Genomic DNA, 13,974 nt, shown 5'->3' on the forward strand with positions numbered 1-13,974 from the left:
TTCGATTCGGTGGTCACGCTATGGACTCTACTTGCGCCACCATGACGTCCACCGTCTGCTGTCGAACGAATCCTGGTGGTGATTGCCGCATTCCTGAATGAGTGAACGCGGAATCCGACTCAGGGTGTCGTGCAGGCTCAGGGGCGCGGAGATCTGATCCGAGGACTGCCGCAACGCGATGCGCGCCTGTTGCTGCGCGTCCACTTCCGCGGCGCATTCGCGACACACGGAGATATGGTGCGCGGCACGCAGATAGGCGTTCATCCGCAATTCGCCGTCCACGTAGGCGGCGATGGCCTCACTGGCCAGATGCTCGGTGGGGGCGAAACGCGGGGGACGCCGGTGCGGTCGGTCCTCGCCACTCATACGCTGCACACCCTTCCGGACGACTCGAGCTGTTCGGGCGGGACACCTGCCCGTGCTCACCCGACCTTTTCGGTGGCGGCGATACGCCGCTCCACCCCATTATGCTCGAGGTGCTCGCGCAGTGCCTGACGTCCTCGGTGGATGCGGCTGCGCACGGTGCCCAGTTTGACGCCCAGCGTCGCGCCGATCTCCTCGTACGACAGACCTTCGATGTCACAGAGCACGACCGCGGCGCGGAACTCCGGGGCCAGCGAGTCCAGCGCGGACTGCAGATCCGGATCCAGATTGGCGGCGTGATAGGCCTGCTCCGGGTCGGGACCCTCGGACGGGACGCGGTCGTAGTCCTCCGGCAGCGCCTCCATGCGGATGCGATTGCGGCGGCGGACCATGTCCAGGAACAGGTTGGTGGTGATGCGGTGCAGCCAGCCCTCGAAGGTGCCGGGCTGATAGTTCTGCAGGGAGCGGAAGACCCGGATGAAGGTTTCCTGGGTCAGATCCTCGGCGTCCTGCTGATCACCGGTGAGTCGGTAGGCCAGGCGATACACGCGATCGGCGTGCTCGCGGACCAGTTCGTCCCAGGTCGGCATGACATTGCGGTCGCCAGTGGCGTCGAAGGCGGCGGTTCCGGTGAGGATCTCGTCTTCGGCGGGGGACAGGGTGAAGTCACCGTCCAGCGGGGTGCTCTGTGGAGTCACTGTGCTGTCCAGCGGCTTGATCTGCGGGTGCAGAGTGTTGGCGTGTTCACGCGCCGCGTCGACCATGTGGATGGGGTTACCTCCTACTCGGGACCGTGAACGTCGGTATCGGTGACAACCAATCGGTTGATTCGGCTGTTCCCGATCCCTGGCCCGCGGTCGCTGGCCTGGCGTGAGGCTCACTCTTCTAGGTCGTGATGTGGCATCCGTATGTGGACGCTGAGGGACACCTGAGAAAAATCGCCACACCGGCCGGTCACCACCACGCCTTACCGGTGTATCGCCGTTAGCCTCTAATTCGTGAGCCAGACCCCCGCGGCACAGAACCTGCAGCGCAACCTCGCCTACGTGGAGGAATCCGTCGCCGAGGACGACATCCTCGTCGGCGCGCGCGAACGCGCCCTCGAACTGGGCGCGGCGCCCGTCGCGCCCTCGGTCGGCGCGCTGCTCAGCATGTATGCCCAATTGCTGGGGGCGCGGGCGGTGGTCGAGGTCGGCACCGGGGCCGGGGTGAGCGGGCTGTGGCTGCTGGACGGGATGCGCGAGGACGGGACGCTGACCACCATCGACTCCGAGCCGGAGCATCAGCGGGCGGCGCGGGAGGCGTTCCGGTCGGCCGAGATCGCGCCGGCGCGGACCCGGCTCATCAACGGGCGGGCCCTGGATGTGCTGCCGCGCCTGGCCGATGGGGCCTACGACCTGGTGTTCATCGATGCCGCACCGCTCGAGCATCCGCAGTATGTGGCGCAGGCGGTGCGCCTGCTACGCGAGGGCGGGGCGATTCTGCTGCACAACGCGCTACTCGGGGGCCGGGTCCCCGATCCGGCGCAGCGTGATCCGCAAACCGCGGCGGTGCGGGCGGCGACGCGGGCGATCGCCGAGGACCCGGATCTGACGAGCGTGCTGATTCCCGTCGGGGACGGGCTGCTCTGCGCTTCACGCGGCTGAAAAGGTAAGTCCCGGTGGTGGTTTCGAATAACCGCCACTGTTCCGTGCGCGGATGTTCCGCGGCGCAATAGTGCTTGCCGTTCAACTTTCCGCCGCGCAGTAATCCGCGCCGGTGAGCCTTCTTCGCAACTTCGCTTCGGGAACTCGGCGTGGAGTCTTGCCGTCGATTGAACGAGTGTTTAATCTATTGAACATGCGTTCAACCGACGATCTGACGACCCGGGCACGGATTCGCGATGCCGCGATCACCGTGTTCGGTGAGCAGGGGTTCGGGGTCGGCCTCCGCGCCATCGCCGCCGCGGCGGGAGTCTCTCCCGGCCTGGTCATCCACCATTTCGGGTCCAAAGACGGGCTCCGGGAGGCGTGTGACGACTGGGTCCGGGAGACGATCCGGGCCGCCAAGATGGAGTACATCGAGCACCCCTCGCCGGGCGGGCTCATGCGGCAGCTGGCCGAGATCGAGGAATTCGCCCCCGGCATGGCCTACCTGATGCGCAGCTTCCAGGCGGGTGGCGAACTGATGAAAACCTTCTTCGAGCACATGGTCGAGGACACCGAGCAGTACCTGCGGGTGGGCATCGCGGCCGGAACCATCAAGCCCCTGCGCGACGTGCGGGCGACCGCGCGCTACGTCGCCACCAACAATGGCGGCGGCATGATGATGTTCCTGCAGCTCTACGCCGCCGAACAGCCCGGGCCCGTGGATTTCCGCAAGGCCTTGCGGGCGTACGCGGACGAGATGATGCTGCCCGCGCTGGAGCTCTACACCCACGGCATGCTCACCGATTCCGCTGCGCTGGACGCATTGACCGCGGCCGCTCCACATACCGAGCAATAACCATCAACGTCGTTTTCCTACAAGGAGATTCGATGACTACTCCGGCCAACCCGGTGATCGAAGTCCGGGATCTGCACAAACACTTCGGGCAGGTGCGCGCCCTGGACGGCCTCGACCTCGAGGTCGCCGAGGGGGAGGTGCACGGCTTCCTCGGACCGAACGGGGCCGGGAAGTCCACCACCATCCGCATCCTGCTGGGCATTCTGTCCCGCACCTCGGGCGAGGCCCGGGTGCTGGGGCGGGATCCGTGGACCGACGCGGTGGCGCTGCACCGCGATATCGCCTATGTCCCCGGCGATGTCACGCTGTGGCCGTCGCTGTCGGGCGGTGAGACCATCGACCTGCTGGCGCGCATGCGCGGCGGCATCGATCAGCAGCGCCGCGCCGAGATGATCCAGCGCTTCGAGCTGGATCCGAGCAAGAAGGCGCGCACCTATTCCAAGGGCAACCGGCAGAAAGTCGCTCTGGTGTCGGCGTTCTCGTCGAACGCGCGGCTGCTCATGCTGGACGAGCCGACCTCGGGCCTGGATCCGCTCATGGAGCAGGTGTTCAACGAGTGCGTGGCCGAGGCGCTGCAGCGCGGCACCACGGTGCTGCTGTCCAGCCACATCCTGTCCGAGGTGGAGCGACTCTGTAACCGGGTCACCATCATTCGCGCGGGACAGACCGTCGAGACCGGCACGCTGGCCGAGCTGCGGCACCTGTCACGCACCAGCATCACCGCCGAAATGATCGGCAGCCCAGGCGATCTCAGTCGCCTCGCGGGTGTCGAGGACATCAGCGTGGAGGGCAATACCCTGCATTGCCAGGTCGACAGTGAGCATCTGGGCGAACTCATCCGGGTGCTCGGCGACGCCGGGGTGCGCAGCCTGGTCAGTCAGCCGCCGACGCTGGAAGAGCTGTTCCTGCGCCACTATTCGCTCGACGGTTACGAGCGGGCCGACGAGCCGGAGAAGGTGTCGAAATGACCGCCATCACCGCGACCGCGCCACGCGCGTTCGAAACACCGTCCTTCGCAGCGGATTTCACCGGAACCGGGAAGCTGCTGCGGCTGTATCTGCGGCGCGACCGGATCGTGGCGCCGCTGTGGATCCTGCTGCTGTCACTGCCTTTGGGCAGCGTCTACATCAAGAGCCTCGAGAAGATCTATCACACGCCGGCCGACTTCCAGGACTACGCCAACGGGATCCTGTCCAATCCGGCCGAATTGGCCATGTACGGGCCGGTTTACAACATCAGCCTGGGTGCGACCGGCATCTGGAAGGCGGGGATGTTCTACACGCTGATCGGCGTGGCGACCATCCTCACCGTCATCCGCCACACCCGCGCCGACGAGGAGACCGGGCGCACCGAACTGCTGGCCTCCACCCGGGTGGGGCGGTTCGCGGGGCTGACCGCCGCGCTGATCGTGGCCTACGGCGGCGCGCTGGCCACCGGCCTGATCGGATTCGCCAGTCTGGCGGGCACTTCCGTACCGCGCGAGGGTTCGCTGGCCTTCGGGTTGGCGCTGGCCGCGTCGGGCATCGTGTTCGCGTCGGTCGCGGCGGTGACCGCGCAGCTGTCGGGCAGTGCCCGGGTGGCGCGCGGGCTCGCCTTCGCGGTGCTCGGCCTGACCTTCACGCTGCGGGCCATCGGGGATGTGCGCTCCGGTGACGGGCCGACCAGTCCGCTCACCTGGATGTCCCCGCAGGGCTGGTCGCTGCAGGTCCGGCCGTACGCGGGCGATCACTTCGCGGTGCTGGGGCTGCACGCGGTCACCGCGCTCGTGCTGAGCGTGGCAGCGTATTACCTGCTGGCACACCGGGATGTCGGTGCGGGGCTGCTCGCCGAGCGGCCCGGCGCGCTGGCCGCCTCGCCCGCGCTGTCCGGTCCGTTCGGCCTGGCCTGGCGGCTGCAGCGCGGCACCATGCTGGCCTGGACCGTGGCACTCGGGTTGTACGGCTTGATGATCGGCAGCGTCACCAATGACATCGGCAAGCAGCTGGGCAGTAATCAGACCATCCGCGATCTGATCACCCGCATGGGCGGTTCGGAATCGCTGGAGAAGGCGCTGATCAGCTACGGCTTCACCATGATCGCGGTGGGCGCGGCCGCCTACGCGGTGTCGACGGCGCTGCGGCTGCACAGCGAGGAGACCACCGCGCACGCCGAGACCGTGCTCACCGGTTCGGTCTCCCGAATCCGCTGGGTGGCTTCGCATCTGGGCTTCGCGCTGCTCGGGCCGGTGCTGGCGCTGACGGTGTCGGGGCTGCTCGGCGGCCTGGTCTACGGCCGCGCCGCCGGTGACGTCGGCGCCAAGACCGGCCAGGTCCTCGCGGCCGCCCTGGTGCAGGTGCCCGCGGTCTGGACCTTCGCGGCACTGACCGTGTTCCTGTTCGGTGTGCTGCCGCGCTGGACCACCGTCGCCTGGGGATTCCTGACCGCCGCCATCGCGGTGTTCCTGCTCGGCTCGCTCTCCGGTGCGCCGCAATGGTTCCGCGATCTCAACCCGTTCGAGCACGCCCCGAAGGTCCCCGGCGAACCGTTCACCGCGACCCCGCTGATCGCCCTGCTGGTGGTCGACGCCGTCTTGATCACGGTGGGCCTCATCGCATTCCGCCGCCGCGACCTCCGCTCGGCCTGACCGCTACCGCTACCACCCCGCGAACGGCCGCACCGGAACCTCCGGTGCGGCCGTTCGGCGGTGAGGGCGGTGCAGGGGCAGCGGTGAGGGGTGGATTCGGGCGGAATCGGGTGGTAACCCAGTAAGTGGATCGATTACTGCTGAGGAGGTGGAGGACATGTATGAGGGGCTTGCGCTCGGTATACATCTCCCTGCGGGCTGGCTGTGGCCGACGCTGATTTTCTTCGGGCTCATCATCTTCGGGGCACTGCTGGTCCTGCTGCTGGTGAGCGGCGCCCGATTCGACGACCGGGGCTCGAATTACGTGCCGACGACGACCGGTACCTGTGAACCGTTCTGCGGGGCGCGCACTCCGGTACCCGGATATCCGAACTGATCGGTACCGACGAGGTTTCCGGGCCGCGTGCGCGGATACTCCACGGGAATAGTTCGACGAGTGGGGGTTCCCATGGGGCAGCGGATCCCGGCCGTGGTCGGGTTGTACTTCCGCGAGGCCGGGCAGTGGCGGCGCATCGCCGAATTCCGGCTGGCGCCGGACGGTCACGCCACCTTCCGGGCGGTCGATCCGGTCGAGGGGCTGGTCGCGCGCGTCTGGTATCACCAGGGCGTCGACATCCTGGGCGAGGATCGCACCGTGCTCCCCGCGGACGGGGCGGCCTTCCTGCGGGCGCTGTTGCAGCCGTTCGGTTTCCGTGATTACTGGTTCCGCGACGACAGCTCGCCGCGCAGCGGGATCACCCGGATGCCGCACACGGTCTCGCGCGGTGGTCCCGTCGTGCACCCGGCGGACGGCGAAAGTGGTTGGGCGGACGACGATTCCGAATGCCACCCCTGTGCCGAGGACGACTCGGGGAGCGCCGAACCCGGCCATCGATCGACCCGGCCCGCCGCGTGGCGCCTGCTGGACGCGGACATCGTCCGGTTCTGATACCGGCGCGAATCCCGCTGTGCCACAGCGGAACCGCTACAGGCTGTTGGCCAGCAGCGCGTACTCGGCCGTCGCCTTGCGGTGCACGGCCGCGAGATCCGGCGCGTACACCACCGCGACGTAGCGCCGGTAGCCGACGAAGCACCGGTAGGCGTCGTCCGCGCTGGAGTCGGTCCAGTGGCCGCACCGGGTGTTCGGCACCTTGTCCGGCGCCCGGTCGGTGGCGAAATCGCCGCCGAGACTGGTGAGGAAGCCGTTGACCAGATCGTTGCCCGCCGCGAGATCGCGCACCCGGTAGATCTCGTTGGCGTCGACGAAGCCGATGGCCTCGGTGCCGGTCTTCTCCAGCAGCGCCTTGCGGGTGGCCTGATCCCGGACGGCGTCGAGGATCCAATTCGTGTGGTAGACGGCGAAGGTGTCCGGCTCGGGCGCGCGCCCGGCATCGCGGTTGTCGGTGATCAGGCGGGCCAGCAGGCCGTCCGGATCGGGTTTCAGGGTGTCCAGTTTGTCGGTGGGCGTCTCCTGGAAGGCGTCGATGGCCGGCACCTCGGCATCGAGGGTCCGCTTCGCCAGGCTCTGCAGGTCCCGCAGGTCGGCGCTGGGTCGGCTGGCGAAGATGGAGAGCACGAAGTCCTTGCGCGCCATCCGGACCCCGATGGTGTTCACGCCCGGCCGGTAGTGCGCGAGCGCGTCCGGATACTCCGCGATCGTCACCCGCTGGTTCTGCTGCAGCGCCACCGCGAAGTCCTTGTCCTCGAACTCGCGGGCGGCCAGCTTGGCCGAATCGCCGTCGGGGAAGCGCATGAGCACCATGCTGACCTGGTTCGCGTTCGGGTCCGCGTGCTCACTGCCCTTGGGATCGGGCCGATCCGCTCCGCTGGCCGCGAAGGCGACGATGAAACCGTGGCTCTGCAGCACGGATTTGGCCAGGTCGGGCAGGCCGTCGTACTTCACCAGATCCTTGACGTCGGTGTGCACGAAACTGCCCCGGCCGACATTGAGGCTCTGATCGATGGCCAGCGACGGCGCCAGCGCCGCCGCCATCCGAATACCCTCCAGCACATCGCCGTGCCCGCCCGCGCCGGTGTCGTAGTGGAACCGGTCGACCGCCATGCCGCCGACATTCAGTGTGCGGACATCCATTTCGGCCGCCACCGGATGCCCGGACTGCCCGCAGCCGGTCAACAATCCGGCGGCCACCAGGCAGATGGACGCGACAACCGTTGTGCCCCTGGTGCTCCGGCGCATGGCGTTCCCTCCCGCACGGCTACCCCTTGAATTTTCGGCCGCGCACCCGGGGACTGTCCAGGTTTCTGCCTAGAGGCTGTTGGCCAGCAGCGCGTACTGCGCGGCCGCCTTCTTCTGGGCGTCGGAGTCGCTGGTGCCGTTCACCACGCCCACGTAGCGCTTGTAGCGGACATAGCAGCGGTTGGGCGTCTTGCTGGAGGCGCGGTGCGTGCACTTGGCGTCGGGCACCTTGTCCGGCGCGGTCGCCGAGGTCTCCTGCAGATTGCTGATCATGCCGGTCACGAAGTCCTCGCCCGCCTTGGCATCTCGCACCCGGATCACGAAATTGCCGTCGGTGACCGAGGATTCGTCGGCGCCGGTATCGGCCACCAGCTTGGTCCAGAAGTTCATGTCGTCGGCGAACAGGATCAGCCAATTGGACGGGAACACCGCGAAATTGTCCTGATCGACGGTCTTGTGGTCGCGATCGTCGACCAGGGTGCGGGCCAGCAGCCGATCGGAATCGACCGGCAGCCCGGCGATCTGGTCGGCGGGCGTCTCCTGGAAGGCGTCCAGCACCGGCACCTCGGCGTCCAGGGTCTTCTTGGCCCAGGAGAGCAGATCCTTGGAATCGGCGCTGGGCCGGATGATGAACAGCGAGATCACGAAGTCCTTGTGCGCCATGGTGACACCGAGATTCGGCACGCCCGGCCGCCAGTGCGCGTAGGCGTCGGGATAGTCGGGCAGCGTGAGCTTCTGGTTCACGTTCAGCGCCACATTGAAGTCGGCGTCCTCGAGCTCCCGGGCCGCCAGCTTGGCCGCGTCGGTGGTGGGGAAGCGCAGCGCCCGGATGGTGATGGTGGTGCCGTTGGCGTCCGGATGGTCGCCGACATCCGCGCGATCCGACCCGCTGGCCGCGTACCCGGCCACGAAGCCCCGATTGGTCAGCACGCCCCGCACCGCCGCGGCCAGATGGCTGACATCGAGCACATCGTCGACCGTGGACAGCACCGCGCCGCCGCGGCCGATGTTCAGGCTGGGGTCGACCTTCGTGGTGGGCGCGACGGCCGCGGTCATGCGGATGCCCTCGAGGGTGTTGCCCTTGCCGCCGTTGTTGCGGTCGTAGGTGTAGCGGTCCACCGGATAGGTGCCGGTGTCGAGGGTGCGGACATCGATCTCGCCGGGAACCGCGGTACCGGTCTTCCCGCAGCCCGCCAATAGCGCGGTCAGTGCGAGACAGGTGATGGCGGTGACGACACGTGCCGGGCGGCCCATGATGCTCCCTCCCGCGCGGCCCCGAGGGCAGCGCTCCAGTTGCACAAGATTTTCCGGCCGGGATCGGCCTACTGTCCACCTCTATCCGTGTCGCCCGGGTGGGGCGTTAACGAGGCATACTCCCGGCTACACCCAGATGCCCTTGCCGACGGTCACCACGCCGCCATTGCTGACCGCGAACCGCTCCCGGTCCCGATCCAGATCCACCCCGATGATCTCGCCCTCGGTCACCACCACGTTCTTGTCCAGGATCGCGTGCCGCACCACCGCGCCCCGGCCGATGCGGGCGCCGGGCATGAGCACACTGCCCTCGACCGTCGCGCCGTCCTCCACCATCACATTCGAGAAGAGCACCGAATTGCGGACCGTCGCCGCCGAGAGGATGCTGCCCGCGCCCACGATCGACTCCTGGGCCAGACCGCCGCGGCCGAACTTGGCGGGCGGAAGGTTCTCGGCCGCACCGCGAATCGGCCAGTGCTTGTTGTAGAGGTCGAAGACCGGGTCAACCGACACCAGATCCATGTGCGCCTCGTAGAAGGCGTCCAGGGTGCCGACATCGCGCCAGTAGCCGCGGCTGCGGTCGGTGGCGCCGGGGACGATATTGGTGGAGAAGTCGTACACCGCGGCCGCGCCCGAGCGCACCAGGTTCGGAATGATGTCGCCGCCCATGTCGTGGTCGGAGTCGTTGTCGTCGGCGTCGGCGCGAATGGCGTCCACCAGCACCTTGGTGGTGAAGACGTAGTTGCCCATGGAGGCGAAGGTGACGTTCGGGTCGTCGGGGGTGCCCGGCGGGTGCACCGGCTTCTCCAGAAAGCCGATGATGCGGCCGGATTCGTCGGAATCGATGCAGCCGAAGGAACCGGCCGTGCTGCGCGGCACCCGGATGCCCGCCACCGTGACGCCCGCGCCGGAGTCGATGTGCGCCTGCACCATCTGCTCGGGGTCCATGCGGTACACGTGGTCGGCGCCGAAGACCACGATGTACTCGGGGTCCTCGTCGTAGATCAGGTTCAGCGACTGCATGATCGCGTCCGCGCTGCCGGTGTACCAGCGCGGGCCCAATCGCTGCTGCGCCGGAACCGGGGTGATGTACTCGCCACCGAATCCGGACAGCCGCCAGGTCTGGGAGATGTGCCGGTCCAGCGAATGCGACTTGTACTGCGTCAGCACACAGATCCGCAGGTAACCGGCATTCACCAGATTGGACAGCACGAAGTCGATGAGCCGGTACGCGCCGCCGAACGGAACCGCGGGCTTGGCGCGGTCCTTGGTGAGCGGGAAGAGTCGCTTGCCCTCGCCACCGGCGAGCACGATCCCGAGTACGTGCGGCTGGCTCCTCACACTCTTGAAACTACCGGGTGTAGGGGAACCCCGAATGTCCAGCATGTCCCGTGTTCGTCGCGATCTTGCGGGCCACGTCGATTGGTTAGCCGCCTGGCTAACGTTTAGTTTGGACCGGTGAGTTACGGCGCGGACGGAGCTCGCGGACTGCGAGTGGCCATGATGACCCGCGAATACCCGCCCGAGGTGTACGGCGGGGCGGGCGTGCATGTGACCGAACTGGTGCCGCGACTACGGGAATTGTGCGATGTCACCGTGCACTGCATGGGCGTCGCGCGCACGGATGCCGTGGTGCACCAACCGGATCCGATGCTCTACGCCGCCAACTCCGCGCTGCAGATGATGTCGGCGCAGCTGCGCATGGCCGATGCCGCCGGCTTCTCCGACGTGGTGCACTCGCACACCTGGTACACCGGGCTGGCCGGGCACCTGGCCGCGCAGCTGTACGGGATTCCGCACGTGCTGACCGCGCATTCGCTGGAACCTCGGCGGCCGTGGAAGGCCGAACAGCTGGGCGGGGGCTACCGGCTCTCGTCCTGGTCGGAACACAATGCCGTCACCTACGCCGATGCCGTGATCGCGGTCAGCGAGGGCATGCGCGCGGATGTGCTGGCCGCCTATCCGGACATCGATCCGGACAAGGTGCACGTGGTGCACAACGGGATCGACGCCGAGGTCTGGCATCCGGGCGGGCCCGCGCTCGGGGTGCGGGATGTGCTCGGGGAACTCGGGGTGTCGCAGGGGCGGCCGATCGCGGCGTTTGTCGGGCGCATCACCCGGCAGAAGGGCGTCTCGCATCTGCTGGCCGCCGCCCGGCATCTGGATCCGGACATTCAGCTGGTGCTGCTGGCCGGGGCCGCCGATACGCCCGCCATGGAGGCCGAGGTGGCGTCCGCGGTGCGGGCGCTGCGGGCCGAGCGGGACGGCGTGTTCTGGATCAAGGAGATGCTGCCCACCGAGCTGGTGCGCCAGGTGCTGGCCGCCGCAACGGTTTTCGTGTGCCCGTCGGTGTACGAGCCGCTGGGCATCGTGAATCTGGAGGCCATGGCCTGCGGGACCGCGGTGGTGGCCTCGGATGTGGGCGGGATTCCCGAGGTGGTGGCGCACGGGGAGACCGGGCGGCTGGTCCACTACGACGAGACAGCGCCTCGGGACTATGAGCGGGCGCTGGCGCGGGCGGTGAATACCGTTGCCGCGGACCCGGTCACGGCCGCCGCGATGGGGGTGGCGGGCCGGGACCGGGCGATCGGCGCGTTCGACTGGAACCGGATCGCGGCTCAGACGGCGGCCGTCTACGACCGGGTTCGCAAGGGCTGACTCCGATTCGGAGTCGATGGCGGCGGGTTCAGAGCGGGTAGCGCATGAACACGTCGGCGCGGTCGTAGGGGCTGGGCGGCAGTTCCGACGGCGGGACGTGCACGAAACCCATGGACTCGTAGAGGTGGACGGCGCTGGCCAGGCGGGCATTGCTGGCCAGGAAGAATTCCTTCGCGCCCAGCGCGCGCACGCGCTCGATGGCGTCGGCCAGCACCACGCGGCCGATGCCGCGGCCCCGGAAGCGCGGCGACACCGCCATTTTCGACAGTTCGAAGACGCCGGGATGTTCCTGGACCAGGGCGACGCAGCCGACGGGCTCGCCGTCGAGGCGGGCGATCAATACCTCGCCGCCGCCGTCGACAATGGCCTGCGGGTGGTCGAGGGTGGCGAGATCGGCGGGCTCGATCGAGAAGAAGGCCTCGATCCACTCGAGATTGAGGTCCTTGAAGGCTCGGGCATCGGCAGGGGAGGACATGGGGGCGACGACGATGGCGTCGGCTTCGAGGGAGCGGGTTTCCGTCTGCTGTGTCACGGGAGAAAGCATGTCCGAGGTCGAACCATAACGTCCAATACTTGATAACTGCGATCAATATGATCAACTTATGAACCCCGGTGTGGAGCTGCGCCACCTCCGCTATTTCCTGGCCGTCGCCGACGAACTGCACTTCGGCCGCGCCGCCGCCCGCCTGCACATCGCCCAGCCCGCCCTGACCCAGCAGATCCAGCGCCTCGAAACCCTGCTCGGCACCCGGCTTTTCGACCGCACCTCCCGCACCGTCGCCCTCACCCCGGCGGGCACCGTGCTCCGCGACCGTGCCATCGCCCTGCTCGGCCACGCCGAACGCGACCTCGCCGAGGTCACCCGCATCGGCCAGGGCAGCCAGGGCACCCTGCACCTCGGCTTCGTCCCCTCGGTCCTGCCCCTCGAACCCCTGCGCGGCGTCCGCGAATTCCGCGACCGCTTCCCCCTCGTGGACATCGACCTGGTCGAGGGCTTCACCAGCCACCTCATGGAACGCCTGGCCGCGGGCACCCTCGACATGGCCATCGTCCGCGACCCCGACCCCCAGCCCGGCACCGTCACCGTCCCCCTGATCACCGAGCCGTACGTCGCCGTGCTCGCCGCCGATCACCCACTGGCCCACCGGGATTCCATCACCGGCGCGGAACTCGCGGACCACCCGCTGGTCTTCTTCCCCCGCGCCGCGGGCGGCCTGGCCCACGAGAAGAACCTCGCGCCACTACTCGAATCCGGCCGCCGCCCACGCATAGTCCAGGAAGCCACGAACTGGACGATCATCCTCTACCTGGTAGCCGCGGGCCTCGGCGTCACCATCGCCCCGCGCAGCGCCGCCTTCCCGGCCCCCGCGTCGGCCCGCATCATCCCCGTCGCCGACACCGCCGCCGCCACCACGATCTACATCGCCACCCGCGACAACGAGGACCGCCCCCTGGTCCGCAACCTCCTCGAACTCCTCCCGAATCACCGCACCCGATAGCTCGCCACCGTCACCGACGCCGTCACCCCGATCGGATCCGCCAGCCCCGCAATCCGTTCCGCCCGCTCCTCACCCGCGTGAAACGCCGACGGCCCCATCCCCACCACGTTCGCGACATCCTCCCGCGAAAGCTCCATCACATATTCGACCGATTCCCGCCCCACGAGTTCGAACCGTTCCCCGAGCGATTCAGCCAGCCGATCCTCTTTGCCCTCGTCCACACTCACCATCCCGAGCGGCCCGACGAGCTCCCCCAAATGCCTCGAGGTCGGCGTAACCACAACGAACCGCCCACCCGGCGCGAGCACCCGAGCCACCTCCTCGGCATTCCGAGGCGCGAACACACACACGACCGCGTCGGCCACCCCGTCTCGAACCGGCAGCCCCCGCCACGCATCAGCCATGACCGACCCCGCCCGAACATGCGCCCGAGCCGCCCGCCGAGCCGCCGCCTTGGACACATCCAACGCGATCCCCCGAGCCCAGGGCATCGCATCCAGCACCGCCGCCAGGTAGTACCCCGTCCCCGCACCGATCTCGAGGACCGCAGCATTTCTCTCGAGCACCGCGGTATCGCGCCGCGCGGTCGAATTCAGCAGCGTCGCGGCGAGTCGGGTGGCCGAGGCCGACGTGACCGACATTCCGGGCGCGGTGATTCGAGCGCGAACCGTCGAGCGCGCGATTGAGGTGGCAGCCGTGGGGGAGTCCGCTCCGAATACTGCTTTGTTGACCGCTCGGGCAACGGCTTCGGCTATCGGGGTGAAGTGGCCGGCGGATTGGAAGGTGGCGCGGGCGTCGAGCATGGCCGGGGTGTCGCCGGTCATTTTGGTGGAGGCGCCGGTGAGGAGGGTGATGTAGCCCTGTTTGGCCAGGTCGAAGGTGTGGCCGGTGGGGCAGCGGAGGGTACGCGCGGGGGA

The 13,974-nt window shown here is 68.2% G+C and carries 15 protein-coding genes; 8 read left to right on the forward strand and 7 right to left on the reverse strand.

Annotated features, from left to right (window positions below; genetic code table 11):
- Positions 1-27: 27 nt before the first annotated feature.
- Both ACAM49_RS11085 and sigE read right to left on the reverse strand, forming a co-directional pair.
- A complete protein-coding gene (locus ACAM49_RS11085; RefSeq protein ID WP_040812163.1) occupies positions 28-366 on the reverse strand; it encodes a hypothetical protein in 339 nt (112 codons plus the stop codon).
- 56 nt (positions 367-422) lie between these two features.
- Positions 423-1,127, reverse strand: a complete 705-nt coding sequence (gene sigE / locus ACAM49_RS11090) for an RNA polymerase sigma factor SigE (protein WP_369635372.1) — start codon at positions 1,125-1,127, stop codon at positions 423-425.
- Between the two features lie 234 nt (positions 1,128-1,361).
- On the opposite strand from sigE, the gene ACAM49_RS11095 reads away from it, so the two are divergent.
- From ACAM49_RS11095 to ACAM49_RS11120, 6 genes are all read left to right on the forward strand, one after another.
- Positions 1,362-2,009 (forward strand): O-methyltransferase, encoded by a 648-nt coding sequence (locus ACAM49_RS11095; protein ID WP_051179351.1) that lies wholly within the window; start codon positions 1,362-1,364, stop codon positions 2,007-2,009.
- A 193-nt stretch (positions 2,010-2,202) separates the two neighbouring features.
- On the forward strand, positions 2,203-2,847 hold the full coding sequence (locus tag ACAM49_RS11100) for a TetR family transcriptional regulator (RefSeq protein WP_369635373.1): 645 nt from the start codon (positions 2,203-2,205) through the stop codon (positions 2,845-2,847).
- A 32-nt stretch (positions 2,848-2,879) separates the two neighbouring features.
- Positions 2,880-3,815 (forward strand): ATP-binding cassette domain-containing protein, encoded by a 936-nt coding sequence (locus tag ACAM49_RS11105; RefSeq protein ID WP_369635374.1) that lies wholly within the window; start codon positions 2,880-2,882, stop codon positions 3,813-3,815.
- Positions 3,812-5,470: an ABC transporter permease gene (locus ACAM49_RS11110; RefSeq protein WP_369635375.1), complete on the forward strand. Its 1,659-nt coding sequence runs from the start codon at positions 3,812-3,814 to the stop codon at positions 5,468-5,470. The genes ACAM49_RS11105 and ACAM49_RS11110 overlap by 4 nt, the downstream gene beginning before the upstream one ends.
- A gap of 157 nt (positions 5,471-5,627) precedes the next feature.
- A complete protein-coding gene (locus tag ACAM49_RS11115) occupies positions 5,628-5,846 on the forward strand; it encodes a hypothetical protein (RefSeq protein ID WP_369635376.1) in 219 nt (72 codons plus the stop codon).
- A 60-nt stretch (positions 5,847-5,906) separates the two neighbouring features.
- Positions 5,907-6,398, forward strand: coding sequence for a hypothetical protein (locus tag ACAM49_RS11120; protein WP_369635377.1), 492 nt, complete (start codon positions 5,907-5,909; stop codon positions 6,396-6,398).
- 36 nt (positions 6,399-6,434) lie between these two features.
- Here the strand turns inward: ACAM49_RS11120 and ACAM49_RS11125 are convergent, their stop codons facing one another.
- The 3 genes from ACAM49_RS11125 to glgC all read right to left on the reverse strand — a co-directional run bounded on the left by ACAM49_RS11125 (position 6,435) and on the right by glgC (position 10,241).
- Positions 6,435-7,646, reverse strand: coding sequence for a hypothetical protein (locus ACAM49_RS11125; protein ID WP_369635378.1), 1,212 nt, complete (start codon positions 7,644-7,646; stop codon positions 6,435-6,437).
- A gap of 69 nt (positions 7,647-7,715) precedes the next feature.
- Positions 7,716-8,900, reverse strand: coding sequence for a hypothetical protein (locus tag ACAM49_RS11130; RefSeq protein ID WP_369635379.1), 1,185 nt, complete (start codon positions 8,898-8,900; stop codon positions 7,716-7,718).
- 126 nt (positions 8,901-9,026) lie between these two features.
- Entirely contained in the window at positions 9,027-10,241 is a 1,215-nt protein-coding gene (gene glgC, locus ACAM49_RS11135; RefSeq protein ID WP_369635380.1) for a glucose-1-phosphate adenylyltransferase, read from the reverse strand.
- 147 nt (positions 10,242-10,388) lie between these two features.
- Here glgC and glgA point away from each other — a divergent pair, with 147 nt between their 5' ends.
- Positions 10,389-11,558, forward strand: coding sequence for a glycogen synthase (gene glgA, locus ACAM49_RS11140; RefSeq protein ID WP_369635387.1), 1,170 nt, complete (start codon positions 10,389-10,391; stop codon positions 11,556-11,558).
- Between the two features lie 28 nt (positions 11,559-11,586).
- Here the strand turns inward: glgA and ACAM49_RS11145 are convergent, their stop codons facing one another.
- Positions 11,587-12,090, reverse strand: a complete 504-nt coding sequence (locus ACAM49_RS11145) for a GNAT family N-acetyltransferase (RefSeq protein ID WP_369635381.1) — start codon at positions 12,088-12,090, stop codon at positions 11,587-11,589.
- A 70-nt stretch (positions 12,091-12,160) separates the two neighbouring features.
- On the opposite strand from ACAM49_RS11145, the gene ACAM49_RS11150 reads away from it, so the two are divergent.
- Positions 12,161-13,057, forward strand: coding sequence for a LysR family transcriptional regulator (locus ACAM49_RS11150; RefSeq protein ID WP_369635382.1), 897 nt, complete (start codon positions 12,161-12,163; stop codon positions 13,055-13,057).
- Here ACAM49_RS11150 and ACAM49_RS11155 read toward each other — a convergent pair.
- Positions 13,042-13,974, reverse strand: a 933-nt coding sequence (locus ACAM49_RS11155; protein WP_369635383.1) for a methyltransferase domain-containing protein, incomplete at its 5' end; no start/stop codon positions are given. The two genes, ACAM49_RS11150 and ACAM49_RS11155, sit on opposite strands and share 16 nt — an antisense overlap.

Source organism: Nocardia sp. JMUB6875, from assembly GCF_041154655.1.
GTDB lineage: Bacteria > Actinomycetota > Actinomycetes > Mycobacteriales > Mycobacteriaceae > Nocardia.

What these genes read in the sequence shown, in the direction of transcription:
- ACAM49_RS11085 (WP_040812163.1), bottom strand. Translation starts at nt 366, where the DNA reads ATGAGTGGCGAGGACCGACCGCACCGGCGTCCCCCGCGTTTCGCCCCC.
- sigE (WP_369635372.1), bottom strand. Translation starts at nt 1,127, where the DNA reads ATGGTCGACGCGGCGCGTGAACACGCCAACACTCTGCACCCGCAGATC.
- ACAM49_RS11100 (WP_369635373.1), top strand. Translation starts at nt 2,203, where the DNA reads ATGCGTTCAACCGACGATCTGACGACCCGGGCACGGATTCGCGATGCC.
- ACAM49_RS11105 (WP_369635374.1), top strand. Translation starts at nt 2,880, where the DNA reads ATGACTACTCCGGCCAACCCGGTGATCGAAGTCCGGGATCTGCACAAA.
- ACAM49_RS11110 (WP_369635375.1), top strand. Translation starts at nt 3,812, where the DNA reads ATGACCGCCATCACCGCGACCGCGCCACGCGCGTTCGAAACACCGTCC.
- ACAM49_RS11115 (WP_369635376.1), top strand. Translation starts at nt 5,628, where the DNA reads ATGTATGAGGGGCTTGCGCTCGGTATACATCTCCCTGCGGGCTGGCTG.
- ACAM49_RS11125 (WP_369635378.1), bottom strand. Translation starts at nt 7,646, where the DNA reads ATGCGCCGGAGCACCAGGGGCACAACGGTTGTCGCGTCCATCTGCCTG.
- ACAM49_RS11130 (WP_369635379.1), bottom strand. Translation starts at nt 8,900, where the DNA reads ATGGGCCGCCCGGCACGTGTCGTCACCGCCATCACCTGTCTCGCACTG.
- ACAM49_RS11150 (WP_369635382.1), top strand. Translation starts at nt 12,161, where the DNA reads ATGAACCCCGGTGTGGAGCTGCGCCACCTCCGCTATTTCCTGGCCGTC.